Origin of the sequence: Actinosynnema sp. NPDC059797 (genome assembly GCF_042732085.1) — a bacterium.
Taxonomy (GTDB): domain Bacteria; phylum Actinomycetota; class Actinomycetes; order Mycobacteriales; family Pseudonocardiaceae; genus Actinosynnema.
In genome coordinates this window covers 1-16982 of record NZ_JBHWIE010000016.1, presented here as the reverse complement: position 1 = coordinate 16982, position 16982 = coordinate 1, and the positions used below count along the sequence as shown (strand labels likewise).

Sequence of the window (16982 nt, the reverse complement as noted above, 5' to 3'; positions counted from 1 at the left end):
CTTGCGAGCACGAGTAGTCGATCAGGTACGAACTGTGTGGGACGACTGGCTACGGCGATCGGCCTCGCGGCTGTTAGAGTCGCGGGCTGAACCCGGATGTCGTCCGGGTCGGTCGCGGCTACCCGTCGCTTCCGCCACCGTCGGCGTTGGCCGGCGGTATGCCCGCAAGACTGTGCCGGCAACACAGCCGGTACCGCACGGATGCCGACCCAGGTGGGGCGGCAACGCTGATGGAGGTTCGCGTGCTCGGCGCATTCCGCTCGGCTCTCGCGACGCCGGACCTACGCAAGAAGATCCTCTTCACCCTGGGGATCGTCGTGGTGTTCCGGTTGGGTGCGACCATGCCCGCGCCGGGCGTCTCCTTCAAGAACGTCAAACAGTGCATCGACGCGGTCGACCAGCAGGGCGTCTACCAGCTGATCAACCTGTTCAGCGGCGGCGCGCTGCTGAACTTGTCGATCTTCGCGCTGGGCATCATGCCCTACATCACCGCGAGCATCATCATCCAGCTCCTCACCGTGGTGATTCCGCGGTTCGAGCAGCTGAAGAAGGAAGGGCAGGCGGGTCAGGGCAAGCTGACCCAGTACACCCGCTACCTGACCATCGCGCTGGCGGTCCTCCAGTCGACGGGCATCATCGCCCTGGCGGTGCGCGACCAGCTGTTCGCCAACTGCCCCGTGCCGGTCATCCCGGACGAGAGCATCTTCAACCTGATCGTCCTGGTGGTCGCGATGACCGCCGGCACCAGCGTGATCATGTGGCTCGGTGAGATCATCACCGAGAAGGGCATCGGCAACGGCATGTCGTTGCTGATCTTCTGCGGCATCGCGGCCCGCATCCCGATCGAGGGCAAGATCATCTTCGACCGCGGCGGCCTGACCTTCTTCCTCGTCTGCGTCGCGGCCCTGCTGATCATCGCCAGCGTCATCTACGTGGAGCAGGCGCAGCGCCGCATCCCCGTGCAGTACGCCAAGCGCATGATCGGCCGCCGGATGTACGGCGGCACCTCGACCTACCTGCCGCTGAAGGTGAACCAGGCCGGCGTCATCCCGGTCATCTTCGCCTCGTCGCTGCTGTACCTGCCCGACCTCATCTCGCGCCTGACCGCCTCCACCGACGGTTCCGCGCCGAGCTGGTGGGAGACCTTCGTCGCGACGCACCTGGTGACGCAGTCCAGCCCGGTGCACATCTCGCTGTACTTCCTGCTGATCGTCTTCTTCACCTACTTCTACGTCGGCATCACGTTCAACCCGGACGAGCGCGCCGACGAGATGAAGAAGTTCGGTGGCTTCATCCCGGGCATCCGACCGGGCAGGCCCACCGCCGAGTACCTCCGCTTCGTCCTGGGGCGGATCACGCTGCCGGGCTCGATCTACCTGGGCATCGTCGCCATCCTGCCCAACTTCTTCCTGGAGCTGACCGACCAGGGCCAGAACCAGAACTTCCCGTTCGGCGGCACGGCGGTGCTGATCATGGTCGGTGTCGGCCTCGACACCGTGAAGCAGATCGAGAGCCAGCTCATGCAGCGCAACTACGAAGGGTTCCTCCGCTAGTGCGAATCGTTCTCGTCGGCCCGCCCGGAGCGGGCAAGGGCACGCAGGCCCAGCTCCTCAGCAGCAAGCTCGGCGTGCCGCACATCTCCACCGGGGACCTCTTCCGCGCTCACATCAGCCAGCAGACCGACCTCGGCAAGGAGGTCCAGGAGTACCTGGACTCCGGTGAGCTGGTCCCGGACGAGGTCACCAACGAGATGGTCCGCGGTCGGCTCGCGCAGGCCGACGCCACCGGCGGCTTCCTGCTCGACGGCTTCCCGCGCAACGTCGCCCAGGCAGGCGTCCTGGGCGAGATGCTGTCGGCGGCGGGCCACTCGCTGGACGCGGTGCTGGAGTTCCGGGTCGACGAGGACGTGGTGGTCGAGCGACTGCTCGCCCGCGGCCGCACGGACGACAAGGAAGACGTGATCCGGCACCGCCAGCAGGTGTACCGGACGGAGACCGCCCCGCTGCTCGACCACTACTCCGACATCGTCGTGCCGATCGACGCGGTCGGTGACGTGGAAGAGATCAGCGAGCGGGCCGTCCGCGCGCTGCGCGACGTGAAGTGAACGGTGTTGTCGATGCACTACGGCGCGTGGTCCCCGGTCGTGCCGGCCGTGACCGCATGATCGAGATCAAGAGCCGCGGCCAGCTGGAGGCCATGAGGGCCGCCGGCCTGGTGGTGGCGCGCACGCTCTCGCTGCTGGCCGCGCACACCAAGGCCGGGGTCAGCACCGCCGAGCTGGACGAGCTGGCCGAGCAGACGATCCGGGACGCCGGGGCGATCCCGTCGTTCAAGGGCTACCACGGCTTCCCGGCGTCGATCTGCGCGTCGGTGAACGAGCAGGTCGTCCACGGCATCCCGAGCCGCACGCAGGTCCTCGCCGAGGGCGACCTGATCTCGATCGACTGCGGCGCCATCCTGGAGGGCTGGCACGGCGACTCGGCCATCACCCTGCCCGTCGGCGCGGTGACTGAGGCCGAGCTGAAGCTCTCCGAGGCCACGCGCCGCTCGATGCTCGCGGGCATCGCGGCGGCCGTGCCGGGCAACAAGCTGAGCGACATCTCCTTCGCCATCGAGTCGGCCACGATCGAGGCGGGCGACGAGCACGGCGTGGACTACGGCATCGTCGACGGCTACGGCGGCCACGGCATCGGCACGAAGATGCACATGGACCCGTTCCTGCCGAACTACGGCAAGCCGGGCAAGGGCCCCAGGCTGAAGGTCGGCATGGCGATCGCCATCGAGCCGATGCTGACCCTGGGCAGCGAGCGCACGGTCGAGCTGGACGACGGCTGGACCGTCGTCACGGCCGACGGCTCGCGCGCCGCGCACTGGGAGCACTCGGTGGCCATCACCGACGACGGCCCCTGGGTGCTGACGGCCCCCGAGGACTGACACCGCCCGCCCGCGGGCGGGAAGGGCACCACTCGCCATCGCGGCGGGTGGTGCCTTTTCGCACCTCCGGCGGAAGGCGGTGGGGAAGTCCGGCGGCGAGACATCGCAGATGACGATCCGTGACCACACACCACCCAATGGGCGACAGTCGTTCCCTTTTCGGGTGAAAGCTTCGTAAAACCGTCTTGCGCTGTGGATCATCCGGCCCCGCGTGGCCGGCTACGGGCGTAGGCTGTTCCGGGTACGGACAGCTACGGCCCGTCGCCCTGTCGCCCGGAGGAAGTGCGCTGCCCATGAACGAGTCACACTTCAAGGCCGCGGACGACGATCGCGGAGCGGTGGCCGACAAGCTGGCCAAGGCGCACGCGGAGGGCAGGCTCACCCAGGCCGAGTTCGACGAGCGCAGCCGCGCCGTGTGGGAGGCGCGCAGCTACGCCGAGCTGCACCAGCTCACCGCGGACCTGCCGGGTTCGGACCGCTCCGGCACGGGCCGCCCCGCCACCGCACCCCCTCGCTCGGCACCCGCACCCTCGCCCTCCGGCCGCCCGGAGCCCGAGTGGCAGAGCCGACCGCTCCCGGTCCAGGGAGAGACGGCCGCCGGCCCGGTGTGGCGCAGCACCCCGGTGGGTGACCAGGTCCCGGACAACCGCCCGGCGGACAACGGCCGACGCCCCGCCGACGCCCGTCCCGCCGACGCCCGCCCCGCCCCCGAGTGGCAGGACGCCTCGGGCTCCGGCGGCCGGGACGAGCCGGTCGACGAGCCCGCCCCGGTGTGGCAGGACGCGCCGCGGGGGAGCACCTCCCCCCGCGACCCCCGCTCCCGCGACGCCCGCCCCGCGGGCGCCCGGATCGGCCCGGAGGCCCACGCCGACCAGGACCACGACTCGGGCTACGACCCGAACTACGACTCCGACTACGACCGGGGCACCGGCCACGGGGCGGGCTCCAGGGCCGGCGCCGGCGCCGCCAACACCGGCTACGCCCCCCAGCGCCGGCGGCGCGAGCCGCCGCCCGTGCCGCAGAAGCGCAGCCGGACGACCGTCTTCCTCACGGTCCTGACCGCCGTCTGGTTCTTCGCCAGCGCGATCAACCTCCTCATCTGGGGCATCATCAACGGCACGTCCGACACCTCGATCTACCCCTGGTGGCTGTGGGTGGCCGGCCCGCTCGGCGTCGTGGTCCTCACCGCACACCTGGTCCGATTTGGGATGCGGCGCTGACGCGCGTACTATGGACGGGTGGCGCACACGTCGCGCCGGTTCCGCCATGCCCGGGGGTTCTCCCTGGTGGGTGACAAGGTTCGCAAGGACCTTGTCCGGAGTCGGGGTGCCGCGTGCCCCGCGCTAGATATCCAGCAAGCACCCACCGTCACGAAACGCGGAGGACATGGGCAAGAAGGACGGGGCCATTGAGGTCGAGGGCCGCGTAGTCGAGCCGCTCCCCAACGCGATGTTCCGAGTCGAGTTGGAGAACGGGCACAAGGTCCTGGCACACATCAGCGGCAAGATGCGTCAGCACTACATCCGCATCCTCCCCGAGGACCGGGTAGTCGTGGAGCTCTCGCCCTACGACCTGTCCCGCGGGCGCATCGTCTACCGCTACAAGTAGTGACCTCCGGCGCGCTCCAGCGGCGTGCCGGCTGACGCAGGAGAAGCTCAGGCGTGAAGGTCCAGCCGAGCGTCAAGAAGATCTGCGACAAGTGCAAGGTGATCCGCCGCCACGGCCGGGTCATGGTCATCTGCGAGAACCTGCGCCACAAGCAGCGCCAGGGCTGACCAGAGCCGCACGAGTCGAGTCTTCGCGGACGCGACAAGCAGCAAGCCTCTTCGCACCTGTCTGGGTGAACGACGCCCAGGCACACCCCCGGACTCCAGGCCGGGGCCGGGACACCGGTCGCGAGAGCGACCGGCACTGACGCAGCGAGTCAGTCCCGGAATCGGGCGGGGAGCAGACCTGGAGACGAAACCGACAGGAGCAAGCGCCGTATGGCACGACTCGCTGGCGTCGACCTCCCCCGCGAGAAGCGGTTGGAGATCGCGCTCACCTACATCTTCGGGATCGGTCGCACGCGGTCCAAGGAAGTGCTGACCGCCACCGAGCTGTCCCCCGACCTCCGGGTCAAGGACCTCGGTGACGCCGACCTGGCGAAGCTGCGGGACTACATCGAGAACAACTTCAAGGTCGAGGGTGACCTCCGCCGCGAGGTTCAGGCCGACATCCGTCGCAAGATGGAGATCGGCACGTACCAGGGCCTGCGCCACCGTCGCAACCTGCCCGTCCGCGGGCAGCGCACCAAGACGAACGCGCGCACCCGCAAGGGTCCGAAGAAGACCGTGGCGGGCAAGAAGAAGGCCGGCAAGAAGTAAGCCTCGCGCACCCCAAGTAGGAGATCACCCAGAATGCCACCCAAGTCCCGCACGGGCGCCGGGGTCAAGAAGGTCCGGCGCAAGGAGAAGAAGAACGTCTCGCACGGCCAGGCCCACATCAAGAGCACGTTCAACAACACCATCGTGTCCATCACGGACCCGCTGGGCAACGTGATCAGCTGGGCCTCCGCCGGCCACGTCGGCTTCAAGGGCTCCCGCAAGTCCACGCCCTTCGCCGCGCAGATGGCCGCCGAGAACGCCGCCCGCAAGGCCGCCGAGCACGGCATGCGCAAGGTGGACGTGTTCGTGAAGGGTCCCGGCTCCGGCCGCGAGACCGCGATCCGTTCGCTGCAGGCCGCCGGCCTGGAGGTCGGCACGATCCAGGACGTGACCCCGCAGCCCCACAACGGCTGCCGCCCGCCCAAGCGGCGCCGGGTCTGAGGTACGGGGAGGAGTAAGACACCATGGCTCGCTACACCGGACCGGCCACGCGCATCTCGCGTCGCCTCAAGGTCGACCTCGTCGGTGGGGACCAGGCGTTCGAGCGCCGTCCCTACCCGCCCGGCCAGCACGGCCGCGGTCGCATCAAGGAGTCGGAGTACCTGCTCCAGCTCCAGGAGAAGCAGAAGGCCCGTTACACGTACGGCGTGCTGGAGAAGCAGTTCCGGCGCTACTACGAGGAAGCGGTCCGCCGCACCGGCAAGACCGGTGAGAACCTGCTCCAGATCCTGGAGTCCCGCCTGGACAACGTGGTGTACCGCGCGGGTCTCGCGCGCACCCGTCGCCAGGCCCGCCAGCTGGTCAGCCACGGCCACTTCCTGGTCAACGGCCAGAAGGTGAACATCCCGAGCTACCGGGTGTCGAAGTTCGACATCATCGACGTGAAGCCGAAGTCGCTGCCGACGCTCCCGTTCGAGGCCGCTCGCGCCTCGTTCGGCGACCGCCCGGTGCCGGCGTGGCTCCAGGTCGTGCAGTCGAACCTGCGCATCCTGGTCCACCAGCTCCCGGAGCGGGCGCAGATCGACACGCCCGTCACCGAGCAGCTCATCGTCGAGCTCTACTCGAAGTGATCCTCCCGGGAGGACGGCTCCGGTCGTCCTCCCGGTCGGGTCCCGCGGCGGCACGGAATGGTGTGCCGCGCGCGTTCGCCGGTCTCCGCGACTGGCATCCCACGGCGTCATATGGCGGGCGCCGGGGTAGGAGAGGAAGAACCCAGTGCTGATTTCCCAGCGCCCCTCGCTCAGCGAGGAAGCGGTCAACGAGACCCGCTCCCGGTTCGTCATCGAGCCGCTGGAGCCGGGCTTCGGCTACACCCTCGGCAACTCCATCCGCCGCACCCTGCTGTCGTCCATCCCCGGCGCGGCCGTGACCAGCATCCGCATCGACGGCGTGCTGCACGAGTTCACGACCGTCCCCGGTGTGAAGGAAGACGTCACCGACATCATCCTCAACCTCAAGGAGCTGGTCGTCAGCTCCGAGGAGGACGAGCCGGTGACCATGTACCTGCGCAAGCAGGGGCCCGGTGCGGTGACCGCAGGCGACATCGTGCCCCCGGCCGGTGTCACCGTGCACAACCCCGACCTGCACATCGCGACCCTGAACGGCAAGGGCAAGCTGGAGATCGAGCTCGTGGTCGAGCGCGGTCGCGGCTACGTCCCCGCCGTGCAGAACAAGCAGGCCGGTGCCGAGATCGGCCGCATCCCCGTCGACTCGATCTACTCGCCCGTCATGAAGGTGACCTACAAGGTCGAGGCCACCCGTGTCGAGCAGCGGACCGACTTCGACAAGCTGATCCTCGACGTCGAGACCAAGCCCTCCATCACGCCGCGCGACGCCGTCGCGTCCGCGGGCAAGACGCTGGTGGAGCTGTTCGGCCTCGCGCGCGAGCTGAACGTCGACGCCGAGGGCATCGAGATCGGCCCCTCGCCCGCCGAGGCGGACACCATCGCGGCGTTCGCGATGCCGATCGAGGACCTGGACCTCACCGTCCGGTCCTACAACTGCCTCAAGCGCGAGGGCATCCACACCGTGGGCGAGCTGGTCTCGCGCAGCGAGGCGGACCTGCTGGACATCCGCAACTTCGGCGCGAAGTCGATCGACGAGGTCAAGATGAAGCTCGTCGGCCTCGGTCTCGCGCTGAAGGACAGCCCTCCCGGGTTCGACCCCTCGGCCGCCGCGTCGGACTACCCGACCGACGGTGGTTGGGGTGCCGCGGACACGTCCGTGGACACCCACGACGACGGCCAGGACTACGCGGAGACCGAGCAGCTCTGAGGCCGCTTAGCGGCCGGGCCGGAGCAGAGGATCAGGAAGAAATCCGAGGAGCAATTCGATGCCCACCCCGACTAAGGGACCCCGTCTCGGGGGCTCGCCGGCCCACGAGCGGCTGATGCTGGCCAACCTGGCCACGTCCCTGTTCACCCACGGTCGGATCACGACCACGGAGGCGAAGGCGAAGCGGCTTCGGCCCTACGCCGAGAAGCTGATCACCAAGGCGAAGGTCGGCGACCTGCACAACCGTCGCGAGATCCTCAAGGTCATCCGCGACAAGGACGTCGTGCACAAGCTGTTCGCCGAGATCGGCCCGCAGTTCGCCGAGCGCAGCGGCGGCTACACCCGCATCACCAAGACGCTGCCGCGCAAGGGCGACAACGCCCCCATGGCCGTGATCGAGCTGGTCGCGGAGCAGACCGTCACCTCCGAGGCCGAGCGCGCCCGCAAGACGCGCTTCGCCAAGGACGAGGCCCCCAAGGAGGCCCCGGCCGCCGAGGAGACCAAGGCCGACGAGGTGGAGGACCAGGACGCCGAGGCGCCCGAGTCCGCCACGAAGGACGCCGCCGAGGAGCCCGCCGAGGGCGCCGACGACGCGTCCGCCAAGGCCGAGAAGAAGGACGAGTCCTGACGGACTCCCACTTCGCCGACGAGCCCGTCGCCCCCACGCGGGGTGACGGGCTCGTTCGCGTGCGCCTGGACCTGGCCTACGACGGGACGGAGTTCTCGGGGTGGGCGCGCCAGCCGGGGCGGCGCACGGTGTGCGGCGTGCTGGAGGACACCATGTCCACGGTGCTGCGGTTCGACGTGGACCTGACCGTGGCGGGGCGCACGGACGCGGGGGTGCACGCGTCGGGCCAGGTCGCGCACGTGGACCTGCCGCCCGAGGTGGACGTCGCCGGGCTGCCCAGGAGGCTGGCGCGGGCCCTGCCGGCGGACGTGCGGGTGTTCTCGGCGCGGGTGGTGCCGGCGGAGTTCGACGCGCGGTTCGCGGCGCTGCGGCGGCACTACGAGTACCGGGTCACCGACGCCCCCCACGGCGCCCACCCGCTGCGGCGGCTGGACACCCTGGCGTGGCCGCGGCCCCTGGACGTCGACGCGCTGAACGAGGCGTCCCGGTTGCTGCTGGGCGAGCACGACTTCTGCGCTTTCTGCCGTCGCCGGGAGGGTGCGACGACGATCCGCGAGCTGCAGCGGCTGGAGTGGGTGCGGGAGGGGGAGCTGCTGACCGCGTTCGTGTCGGCCGACGCGTTCTGCCACTCCATGGTGCGCAGCCTGGTGGGGGCGCTGCTGGCGGTGGGGGAGGGGCGGAAGCCCGCGGGGTGGCCCGCGTCGCTGCTGTCGCTGAGCGGGCGGTCGAGCGAGGTGGCGGTGGCGCCGGCGCACGGGTTGTCGCTGGTGCGGGTGGACTACCCGGCCGACGGGGAGCTGGCGGCGCGGGCGGCGGTCACGCGGAACGTGCGCCGGGCGCCGGCCTGAGGGCTACCAGCTGACGAGGCGGTTCAGGTCCAGGGTGATCGGGAGCGGCGCGGCCTCGATGGTCACTGGCTCGCCCACGTGGATGACGTCCTGGACCTGGTACTGCTCCTCGACCAGCCGATGCGTGGTCAGCTCCAGCCCGTCCTCCAGTTCGAGCGTCCACAGGAAAGGCACACCGGCCATCGCGTAGGCGGCCAGCTTGGTCTCCTGCTCGGCCCGCGTGTTGCCGGGCGACCACACCTCGACCACCAGGAGCAGCGACTCCGGGGGGAGGACCACCTCCGGCTCGGGGTCGCGGTCGAAGACCGCCACGTCCGGGATGAGGCCGGTGCGGAGCACCGAGGAGATCTTGACGCCCGGCTCCATCAGGACGTGCAGGTCCCGGCGGTCGTTGGCCCAGACGGCGTCTTCGATGAACCTGAGGAGCCTGCCCGACACCCGCTGGTGCCTGCAAGCTGGTTGGGGAGACACGTGTAGGTACCCGTAGATCAGCTCGGTGCGAGACCCGTCCTCCGAAGGGGGCAGGTCAAGCCATTCCTCGACGGTGTGGGGGCCGATCGGGTGCTGCAGAGCTGCGGGCATCTCCACCTCCAGGATCGACATGAGTATGAGCCTGTCGTTGTCCCACTGGCCCGACAACTCGCCTGACCAGGTGAAACGCGCGGCGGCCCCCTCACCGGCGGAAGGTGGTGAGGGGGCCGCGCGCGGTGTGCGCCCGGTTGTCCGGGGCGCACGGGTCGGGCGTCAGAGGTCGGGCGTCAGAGGTCGAGCGTCCACGAGTCGATGTGGCCGGTGTCCTGCCGGTACGCGTCGCGCACCCGCAGCTGCCACGTGCCGTTCGCGTCCTCGGCCGACAGGTTCACCGTGTAGGTCGCGTCGAGGTTGTCCGCGCTGTCCGAACCCGACTCCACCTTCAGCCGCTTCACCGCGCCGCTCGACGTGATCAGGTCGACCGCCAGGTCGCCGCGGTAGGTGTGCTTGACGTGCACCTCGACCCGCGCCGCCGCGCCGGCCTTGCCCGCGCAGCCCGACACGGTGATCGAGCTGGTCGCCGTGCCCTGGTCCGGCACCGCCACGTCCGTGTCGTTGGTCTGGGCGTCGCAGCCGGTGGGCGGCTGGGTGACGTCGCCGACCACGCGCAGCAGCTTGTTCGGCGAACCGGTGCCCGGGTTGCCCACCACGCCGTCCGTGGCGCCGTTCACCAGGGCGTCCCGCACCTGCTGCGGGGTGGCGGTGGGGTTGGAGGCCAGGTAGACCGCCGCCGCGCCGGCCACGTGCGGCGACGCCATGGACGTGCCGCTGATGGTGTTGGTGGCGGTGTCGCCGGTGTGCCAGGCCGAGGTGATCGACGAGCCCGGCGCGAAGATGTCCACGCAGGTGCCGATGTTGGAGAACGACGACCGGGCGTCGGTGTTGGTGGTGGAGCCGACCGTGATGGCCTCCTCCGTGCGCGCGGGCGAGTAGTTGCACGCGTTCGCGCCGTTGCTGTTGCCCGCGGCGATGGCGTAGGTGACGCCGGAGGCGATGGAGTTGCGCACGGCCTGGTCGACCGTGGCGTCCGCGCCGCCGCCCAGCGACATGTTCGCCACGGCCGGCTTGACCGCGTTGGCGGTCACCCAGTCGATACCGGCGATGACGCCCGCGTAGGTGCCGGAGCCCGCGCAGTTCAGCACCCGCACGCCGACCAGGTCGACCTGCTTCGCCACGCCGTGCGCGGTGCCGCCGACGGTGCCCGCCACGTGCGTGCCGTGGCCGTTGCAGTCGGAGGCGTCGTCGTCGTTGTCGACGGTGTCGCGGCCGGAGGACGCGCGCCCGCCGAAGTCGCCGTGCGAGTTCCGGATGCCGGTGTCGATGATGTACGCGGTGACGCCCGCGCCCTCGTTCGGGTAGGTGTAGGAGTTGTCCAGCGGCAGCGCGGCCTGGTCGACCCGGTCCAGGCCCCACGACGGGGTCGGCGCCTGCGTCCCGGAGATCGTGACCTCGCCGTCCTGCTGCACGTACGACACCGCCGGGTCGGCGGCCAGCTCGCGGGCCTGCGCCTCGGTCATGGTGGCCGAGAAGCCGCGCAGGGCGCGCGTGTAGGTGTGCTTGACGGCGGCGCCGTACTTGCCGCTCAGCGCGCTCGCGCTGCTCGCGCTGTTCGCGCCGAGGTCCTTGAGCACGACGATGTAGCTGTCCTTCACCGCGTTCGGCGCGCCGAGCCCGCGGATGTCACCCTCCGCCGCGGCGCTGAAGGTGGTCAGCGCCGCCGTTACCGCGAACGCCGTGCCGGTGGCGAGGCCGGCCGCGCCGAGCCTCCTCGTCCAGGACGTGTGGGCATCTCCCATGGTGCGGCGTCTCCTCTTCGCAGGGGTGTGTTCGGACGGTGTCGGCCCCGATACCGTCCGAACACGGTGATTCGTTCCTAGTTCGCCCTGAGGTGCGCGCGCAAGAATTAGTCCGAAACAGAGGACGAACGGTCATTCAACACTTTTTCCGCCGCTGTCAACGAATTGCTGCGGAGAGTGCCTGGACCGATCGCAAAAAATATGCCCCCGAACCTCGCGGTCCGGGGGCGCAAAACGGGTCGGCGGTCAGTCGCCGCGGCGCACGGCGCCCAGGATCTGCTGCTCACCGGGCGTGGTGACGAGCCGGAGCGGTCGCCACAGGTTCGTGCCCAGCGCGATCACCTGGTCGTCCTTCAAAGTGGTGAGCTGGTGCGCCATCTGCGGCGGCAGGCGCCAGATCTGGGACGCCAACTGCGCCTGCCCGACCGGCAGCCGCTGGAGCAGCACCAGGTCGGCGCTATTCGCGGTGGTCGCCGCCTGCGGGTGCAAATACGGCAACACGTACATGGTGGTCTGCCACGGCGAGCGCGGCGGGAACAGCTCCTGCGGCACGTGCCCGCCGTCGTGCACGACCAGCAGCGGGCTGTCCTCCGACGGCCGCGGCAGCTCGACCGGGCTCAGCCGGCGCAGCTGCACCAGCGGCGAGGGGCGGCCGTCCTGGCCCGCGCCCGCCGCGCGCACCACCGGCTGCCACGCCGCCGGGCGGCCGGTCGCGATGGTGATCCACGCGCCCGTCGCCATGGCCCGCAGCGCGATCTGCCGCGCCAGGTACAGCCCGCCGACGACCACCATGCGGGTGGGCGTCGACCGCAGCACCGAGATCGTCAGCGGCTCGCCCTGGAGGCCCGAGCCGAGCACCATGCCGCCGCGGTCGCCCGACGGGCTCACCACGTCCAACATCTGCGGCGACACCAGGAACTCCGGGGCCACGCCCGCGCCGCGCGAGTTCATCAGCCGGGGGTTGGTCATGCCACACCGCCCAGCGGCAGGGTCGCGGCCAGGCCCGAGACCTGGAGGCCGTTCAACGGGGTCAGGGTGACGTCGAGCTTGTTCGCCAGCGCCTTCAGCCGGTCGTCGGCGCGGTCCAGCTCGGACGGCGTCCGCGCGCTGACCCGCACCATGCCGCGCAGGCCGACCTGGCCCTCCTCGGTGCTCGGCGAGATGGTCAGCGACAGCGTGGACGACAGGGCCCGCACGCCGGTCAGGGCGTTGAGGTTGTTGCGCACGCCCTTCGGCGGCCAGCCGGTGATCGCGTAGCTGGAGTGGCCGACGCCACCCGCGGTCACGCCGGACCACTTCTCCCGCAGCGACACCGAGTTGTTCGACCCGGCCACCGAGGTCAGCTCGGCGGCCGAGATGCCCGCGCGGATCAGCTCGTCGGGGTCCAGGGGCCGGATGGACACACCGGTCGACTCCAGCGCGTTGCGCACCCGGGACAGCGCGCCGATCAGCGCCCGGTGCGCGCCCACGACGCCGCCGCCGCGCTCCCGGATCGCCGCCTGGCACCGCCGCGGGTCCAGCCGCACCGCGATCCACGTGGTGCGCCGCGCGGCCGCGGGCAGCGGGCCCAGCACCTCCAGGTAGGAGTTCAGCGCCGGGGAGTTCACCGGCAGCGCCGCGCTGCCGGGGTAGCAGTGCCAGATCACCGAGATCGCGTCCAGCACCACGCCGCGGTCCTCCAGCGTCGGGGCCAGCGCGCCCAGCGGCAGCGACGGCGCGCTGCCCACGGCGGTGATCAGGTTCGGGGCCGGGTCGACCAGCAGCACGGCGGTCCACGCGCCCTGGTGCCACGCCAGGCCCAGCGGGTTGCGCTCGTGGTCGATGCCCTTGGCCACCACCAGGTCCGGCACCGCGAGGCGCAGCAGCGCCACCCGCGGGTCGTCCGGGCCGATGACCGAGTTCTCCTCCTCCGACGGCGGCTTCATCTCCACCGGGCCGCCGCGCTTGGCGGTGCGGGTGTGCGAGCGGGAGCTGTAGCGCACGACGAGCGAGATCCACTGGGTCAGCCAGCGGCCCCGGGACTTCGTGAACGCGAGGACCAGCGCGATCAGCACCACGCCGCCCGCCACGTACAGGGGCACGGGCGCGACGCCGTCGCCGGTCGCGCCGACCGCGATCAGCACCAGGCCGATGGCGATGCCGACCTCCAGCACCACCAGGTTGGCGACCGGCAGCGCGCCCAGGCTCGCGCCGGCGGTGCGGCGGCGGGCGCGGAGCAGGGCGGCGCGCACGGCGTTCCCGGCGGACTGCGGGCGGGCCGCGGCGGGGTTGGGCGGCCCCGGCTGCTGCTGCGGGGCGGGACCCGGTCGAGGAGTGGTGACGGACATCCGGTCTGGTTCTCTTTCCGTCGGCGTGCGCCGGGCGGACCGGGCGGGTCTGGCCAACCCGCACACGGACCACCCGCCGTCCGGCTATCGTGCAAGACCGTACCGCGACTGGGAGAGCAGCGAGCCGAGAATGGCATCAACACCCACCACCAAGTCACAGGTCCAGGCGTACCGATTCGTGCTGCGCCGGATGCAGTCCGCCCTGGTCCGCAGGGACGCGGTGATGCTGCACGACCCGATGCGCACGCACTCGCGCGCGACCGCGGTCGGCGTCCTGCTCGGCATCGTGATCCTCATCGGTTTCCTGATCTACGGGTTCTTCTCCCCGGACCCGCAGGTGGACGACCAGACGCAGATCGCCATCTCCAAGGAGACCGGCCAGGTCTACGTGGTGCGGCAGGGCAACCCCCGGACGCTCATCCCGATGACGAACCTGGCGTCCGCGCGGTTGTTGCTGCTGGCCCAGCAGCAGCCCGACAGGAGCCAGGCCGCGGTGGGCGGTTCGGACGCGCCGGCGGGCTCCGCCCAGGCCGCGACGCAGGCCGCGGGCGGCGAGCCGAAGCTGGTCACCGAGAAGGCGCTGGCGAAGCTGCCCAAGGGCCGGCTGACCGGCATCCCGGACGGCCCGGACGTGCTGCCCGGCCCGCAGGACCGGATCGGCGCGGACTGGTCGGTGTGCGACGCGCTGACCCTCGACGAGTCGCTGAACGACCCGGCGTCGCCGGGCCGGTTCACCACCACCGTGCTGGCCGGCTACAGCGGCGGCGACCAGGTGCTGGACGGCAACCAGGCCCTGCTGGTGCGCGCGGGCACCGACGACAAGCAGGCGTACCTGATCTACAAGGCGCCGGTGAACTCCAAGGTCACCTCCACCTCCACGGTGCGGGCCAAGGTGGACCTGACCCAGCCCGAGGTGCTCACCGCGCTGAACCTGAACAACCAGCGGCCGCGGGCGATCAGCTCCGGCCTGCTCAACGCGATCCCCGAGGCCAAGCCGCTGGTGGCGCCCGAGATCGAGGGCCGCGACCAGCCCGTGGACTACGTCTCGGGCGAGCGCCTGAAGGTCGGCGAGGTCATCGAGGTGGCGCGCACCGGCGCCGAGCCGGTGTTCTACGTGGCGCTGCGCAACGGCCTGCAGGAGATCAGCCGGGCGGCGGGCGACCTGATCCGCGCGAAGTACGCGCAGGGCGCGCGTCCGCGCCAGGTGGACATCGCCCGGACCAACAACGCGCAGAAGGTCACCGAGCTGGACTTCGACGACTACCCGACCGAGGTCCCGGAAGTGCTCCAGGCCAACCAGAACAACCGGGTCATCTGCCTGGGCTGGCAGGCGATGGACGTGACCTCCGCCAACAAGTCGCAGCACACCAGGGTGACCATCTCGCCGTCGCTGCCGATCCCGTCCGGCGTGGCGCCGGTGGACATCAACCAGGTTGGCGCGACCGGTGAGGTCGTCAGCCAGTTCGTGATGGCGCCGGGCAAGGCGGCCGTGGTGCGCAGCGCCACGTCCACGCAGGACTTCGGCACCGGCCCGATCCACCTGATCACCGGCCGCGGCGTGAAGTACGGCGTCCCCGACACCACCACGGCGGGCGCCCTCGGCCTCGGCGTGGACGGGTTCGTGCCCGGCCCCGAGTCGATCCTGCGGCTGCTGCCCAACGGGCCCCAGCTCAACCGCACCGACGCCTCCCGCAGCTGGGACTCCATCCCGGTGCCCAAGGAGAACGGGCTGCTGCCCGAGCAGCAGCAGGCGAAGCAGGGCGGCTGAGCCGGACGGCGGAACCGGATCGCGCCGGCCCCCGTCACAGGTGCGGAGGTGTCGGGGTGAACGAGGTCCCACTCAGGTCCGCGGCGACGACGGGTGTGTCGGTCGACCCGCGCTGGATCGAGCTGTACGCCGAGCGCGTCGAGGACGCCGCGGAGGAGCTGTCCCGGGCACGGGACGAGCTGCGCCGGGCGCCCGTGCCGCCGAGCGGTTTCGGCGAGCTGGGGCGCGCGCTGCGCAGCGGTCCGGCCTACCAGCGGGCCGCCGGCGTGCTCCGGCAGCAGCTCGACCGGGCGTGCGAGGTGCTGTCGGCGGCGGCCGACGGGCTGCACCGCGTGTCCGAGCACTACGGCAGCCAGGACGACGAGGCGGTCGCGCTGGTCCGCGCCGCCGGCAGGCGTTTGGGCGGTGCGGGCTGATGCGGGCCGGGGACGGCGCGCAGCTCGCCGCCGAAGTCGGGCCGGAGCTGGACTACCTGTCCGGCATCAGCCGCCGGCTCGGCGTGCGCGACCTGGTCGCCGAGTACTTCGCGCCGGTGCTGGGCGAGTGGGGCGAGCTGCAGGACGAGGCCGAGCGGTGGCGCGCGGCCGGGGTCGTGGTCGAGCGCGTGACGCGCGACCTGACCGGGCCCCTGGGCAAGCTCGACTCGGCCTGGCAGGGCAGGGACGCCGACTCGTTCGTCGACCACATGCGGCAGGTCGGCCTGGCCGGGCAGGACATGTCCGACGCCATGCACGCCATGGGCGAGGCGCTGGACCAGACCGCCGAGGGCGTCCGGGGCATCGTGCGGGACATGGCGCGGGTGTACGCCGACGCGGCCGACGCGGTGTCGGGCGCGGCGGCCCTGCCGCTGGACGGCGACCGGCGCGTGGTGGAGGCGCTGGACGAGCTGCACGACCCGGCGCGCGAGCTGCACGAAGCGGTGCGCGACGTGTTGGAGGCGTTCGTCCGGCTCTGCGAGGGCGTGTCCGGCCCGGAGGGGTTCGGCTCCGTCGAGCTGGAGCACCGCTACCCCGAGCGGGACTGGACGTTCAGCGCGCCCGGGACGCCCGCGCCCGACCGGCTCGCGACGGGGGAGCCCGGCGCGGAGGAGCCCGGAACCGACAAGCCCGGAACCGACAAGCCCGGAGCAGACCAGCCCACCGACCCGAAGCCCGCCGCGGCCGGTGGCGGTGGCGGTGGTGGCGGCGGTGTCCCGGGTGGTGGAGGCGTGCCCGCGGGCGGTGGCCTCGGTGGCGGTGGCGGTCTCGCCGGTGGCGCGCCCGAGCAGGTGCAGCAGGGCGGTTCGACGACCGTCGCCGGGCCGTCCGCCGAGCCCGCGCCCCGACCGGCGGCGGCGGTCGCGGCGGGCGGTGCGGCGGGCGGCGCGGCACCGGCCGGCGCGGGCGTGATGGGCGGCATGATGGCGCCGCCGATGGCCGGCGCGGGCGGTCAGCAGGGCGGCGACCAGGAGCACAAGTCGAAGGTCCGGATCACGGGCACCACCGAGGAGCTGTTCGGCAAGCCCAAGAAG

The 16982-nt window shown here is 71.3% G+C and carries 19 protein-coding genes; 15 read left to right on the top strand and 4 right to left on the bottom strand.

Annotation, left to right across the window (positions count from 1 at the left end):
- Positions 1 to 242: 242 nt before the first annotated feature.
- From secY to truA, 12 genes are all read left to right on the top strand, one after another.
- Complete coding sequence (secY, locus tag ACFV4N_RS07555; protein WP_499671672.1) at positions 243 to 1553, top strand: preprotein translocase subunit SecY; 1311 nt, start codon at positions 243 to 245, stop codon at positions 1551 to 1553.
- Entirely contained in the window at positions 1553 to 2104 is a 552-nt protein-coding gene (locus tag ACFV4N_RS07550; protein WP_499671671.1) for an adenylate kinase, read from the top strand. The genes secY and ACFV4N_RS07550 overlap by 1 nt, the downstream gene beginning before the upstream one ends.
- Positions 2105 to 2160: 56 nt before the next feature.
- On the top strand, positions 2161 to 2934 hold the full coding sequence (gene map / locus ACFV4N_RS07545) for a type I methionyl aminopeptidase (protein WP_499671670.1): 774 nt from the start codon (positions 2161 to 2163) through the stop codon (positions 2932 to 2934).
- Positions 2935 to 3227: 293 nt separating this feature from the next.
- Positions 3228 to 4154: a DUF1707 SHOCT-like domain-containing protein gene (locus tag ACFV4N_RS07540; protein ID WP_499671669.1), complete on the top strand. Its 927-nt coding sequence runs from the start codon at positions 3228 to 3230 to the stop codon at positions 4152 to 4154.
- A gap of 166 nt (positions 4155 to 4320) precedes the next feature.
- Positions 4321 to 4542, top strand: a complete 222-nt coding sequence (infA, locus tag ACFV4N_RS07535; protein WP_005166804.1) for a translation initiation factor IF-1 — start codon at positions 4321 to 4323, stop codon at positions 4540 to 4542.
- A gap of 53 nt (positions 4543 to 4595) precedes the next feature.
- Positions 4596 to 4709, top strand: coding sequence for a 50S ribosomal protein L36 (rpmJ, locus tag ACFV4N_RS07530; protein ID WP_010148647.1), 114 nt, complete (start codon positions 4596 to 4598; stop codon positions 4707 to 4709).
- A gap of 210 nt (positions 4710 to 4919) precedes the next feature.
- Positions 4920 to 5300, top strand: a complete 381-nt coding sequence (gene rpsM / locus ACFV4N_RS07525; protein WP_380723443.1) for a 30S ribosomal protein S13 — start codon at positions 4920 to 4922, stop codon at positions 5298 to 5300.
- Positions 5301 to 5333: 33 nt separating this feature from the next.
- Positions 5334 to 5741, top strand: coding sequence for a 30S ribosomal protein S11 (gene rpsK, locus ACFV4N_RS07520; RefSeq protein WP_015105236.1), 408 nt, complete (start codon positions 5334 to 5336; stop codon positions 5739 to 5741).
- Positions 5742 to 5764: 23 nt separating this feature from the next.
- Positions 5765 to 6370 carry a 30S ribosomal protein S4 gene (gene rpsD / locus ACFV4N_RS07515; protein ID WP_309117516.1) on the top strand — a complete coding sequence of 202 codons (606 nt, stop codon included), beginning with the start codon at positions 5765 to 5767 and terminating at the stop codon, positions 6368 to 6370.
- Between the two features lie 145 nt (positions 6371 to 6515).
- Positions 6516 to 7574, top strand: coding sequence for a DNA-directed RNA polymerase subunit alpha (locus ACFV4N_RS07510; protein ID WP_344036118.1), 1059 nt, complete (start codon positions 6516 to 6518; stop codon positions 7572 to 7574).
- A gap of 58 nt (positions 7575 to 7632) precedes the next feature.
- Complete coding sequence (gene rplQ / locus ACFV4N_RS07505; protein WP_499671668.1) at positions 7633 to 8202, top strand: 50S ribosomal protein L17; 570 nt, start codon at positions 7633 to 7635, stop codon at positions 8200 to 8202.
- A gap of 59 nt (positions 8203 to 8261) precedes the next feature.
- The gene (truA, locus tag ACFV4N_RS07500) at positions 8262 to 9050 is read left to right on the top strand and encodes a tRNA pseudouridine(38-40) synthase TruA (RefSeq protein ID WP_499671667.1); all 789 of its coding nucleotides are present in this window, start codon (positions 8262 to 8264) and stop codon (positions 9048 to 9050) included.
- A 3-nt stretch (positions 9051 to 9053) separates the two neighbouring features.
- Here truA and ACFV4N_RS07495 read toward each other — a convergent pair whose 3' ends face one another.
- From ACFV4N_RS07495 to eccE, 4 genes are all read right to left on the bottom strand, one after another.
- Positions 9054 to 9653, bottom strand: a complete 600-nt coding sequence (locus tag ACFV4N_RS07495) for a Uma2 family endonuclease (RefSeq protein WP_499671666.1) — start codon at positions 9651 to 9653, stop codon at positions 9054 to 9056.
- Between the two features lie 155 nt (positions 9654 to 9808).
- Positions 9809 to 11377, bottom strand: coding sequence for a S8 family peptidase (locus tag ACFV4N_RS07490; protein WP_499671665.1), 1569 nt, complete (start codon positions 11375 to 11377; stop codon positions 9809 to 9811).
- Positions 11378 to 11623: 246 nt separating this feature from the next.
- On the bottom strand, positions 11624 to 12346 hold the full coding sequence (locus ACFV4N_RS07485) for a hypothetical protein (RefSeq protein WP_499671664.1): 723 nt from the start codon (positions 12344 to 12346) through the stop codon (positions 11624 to 11626).
- Positions 12343 to 13704, bottom strand: a complete 1362-nt coding sequence (eccE, locus tag ACFV4N_RS07480; protein WP_499671663.1) for a type VII secretion protein EccE — start codon at positions 13702 to 13704, stop codon at positions 12343 to 12345. The genes ACFV4N_RS07485 and eccE overlap by 4 nt, the downstream gene beginning before the upstream one ends.
- Before the next feature lie 130 nt (positions 13705 to 13834).
- Between eccE and eccB the strand changes: the two genes are divergently transcribed.
- From eccB to ACFV4N_RS07465, 3 genes are all read left to right on the top strand, one after another.
- Positions 13835 to 15472, top strand: coding sequence for a type VII secretion protein EccB (gene eccB, locus ACFV4N_RS07475; RefSeq protein ID WP_499671662.1), 1638 nt, complete (start codon positions 13835 to 13837; stop codon positions 15470 to 15472).
- A 56-nt stretch (positions 15473 to 15528) separates the two neighbouring features.
- Positions 15529 to 15888, top strand: a complete 360-nt coding sequence (locus tag ACFV4N_RS07470) for a hypothetical protein (RefSeq protein ID WP_499671661.1) — start codon at positions 15529 to 15531, stop codon at positions 15886 to 15888.
- On the top strand, positions 15888 to 16982 hold a 1095-nt coding region (locus ACFV4N_RS07465), incomplete at its 3' end, for a WXG100 family type VII secretion target (RefSeq protein ID WP_499671660.1). The genes ACFV4N_RS07470 and ACFV4N_RS07465, both read left to right, overlap by 1 nt.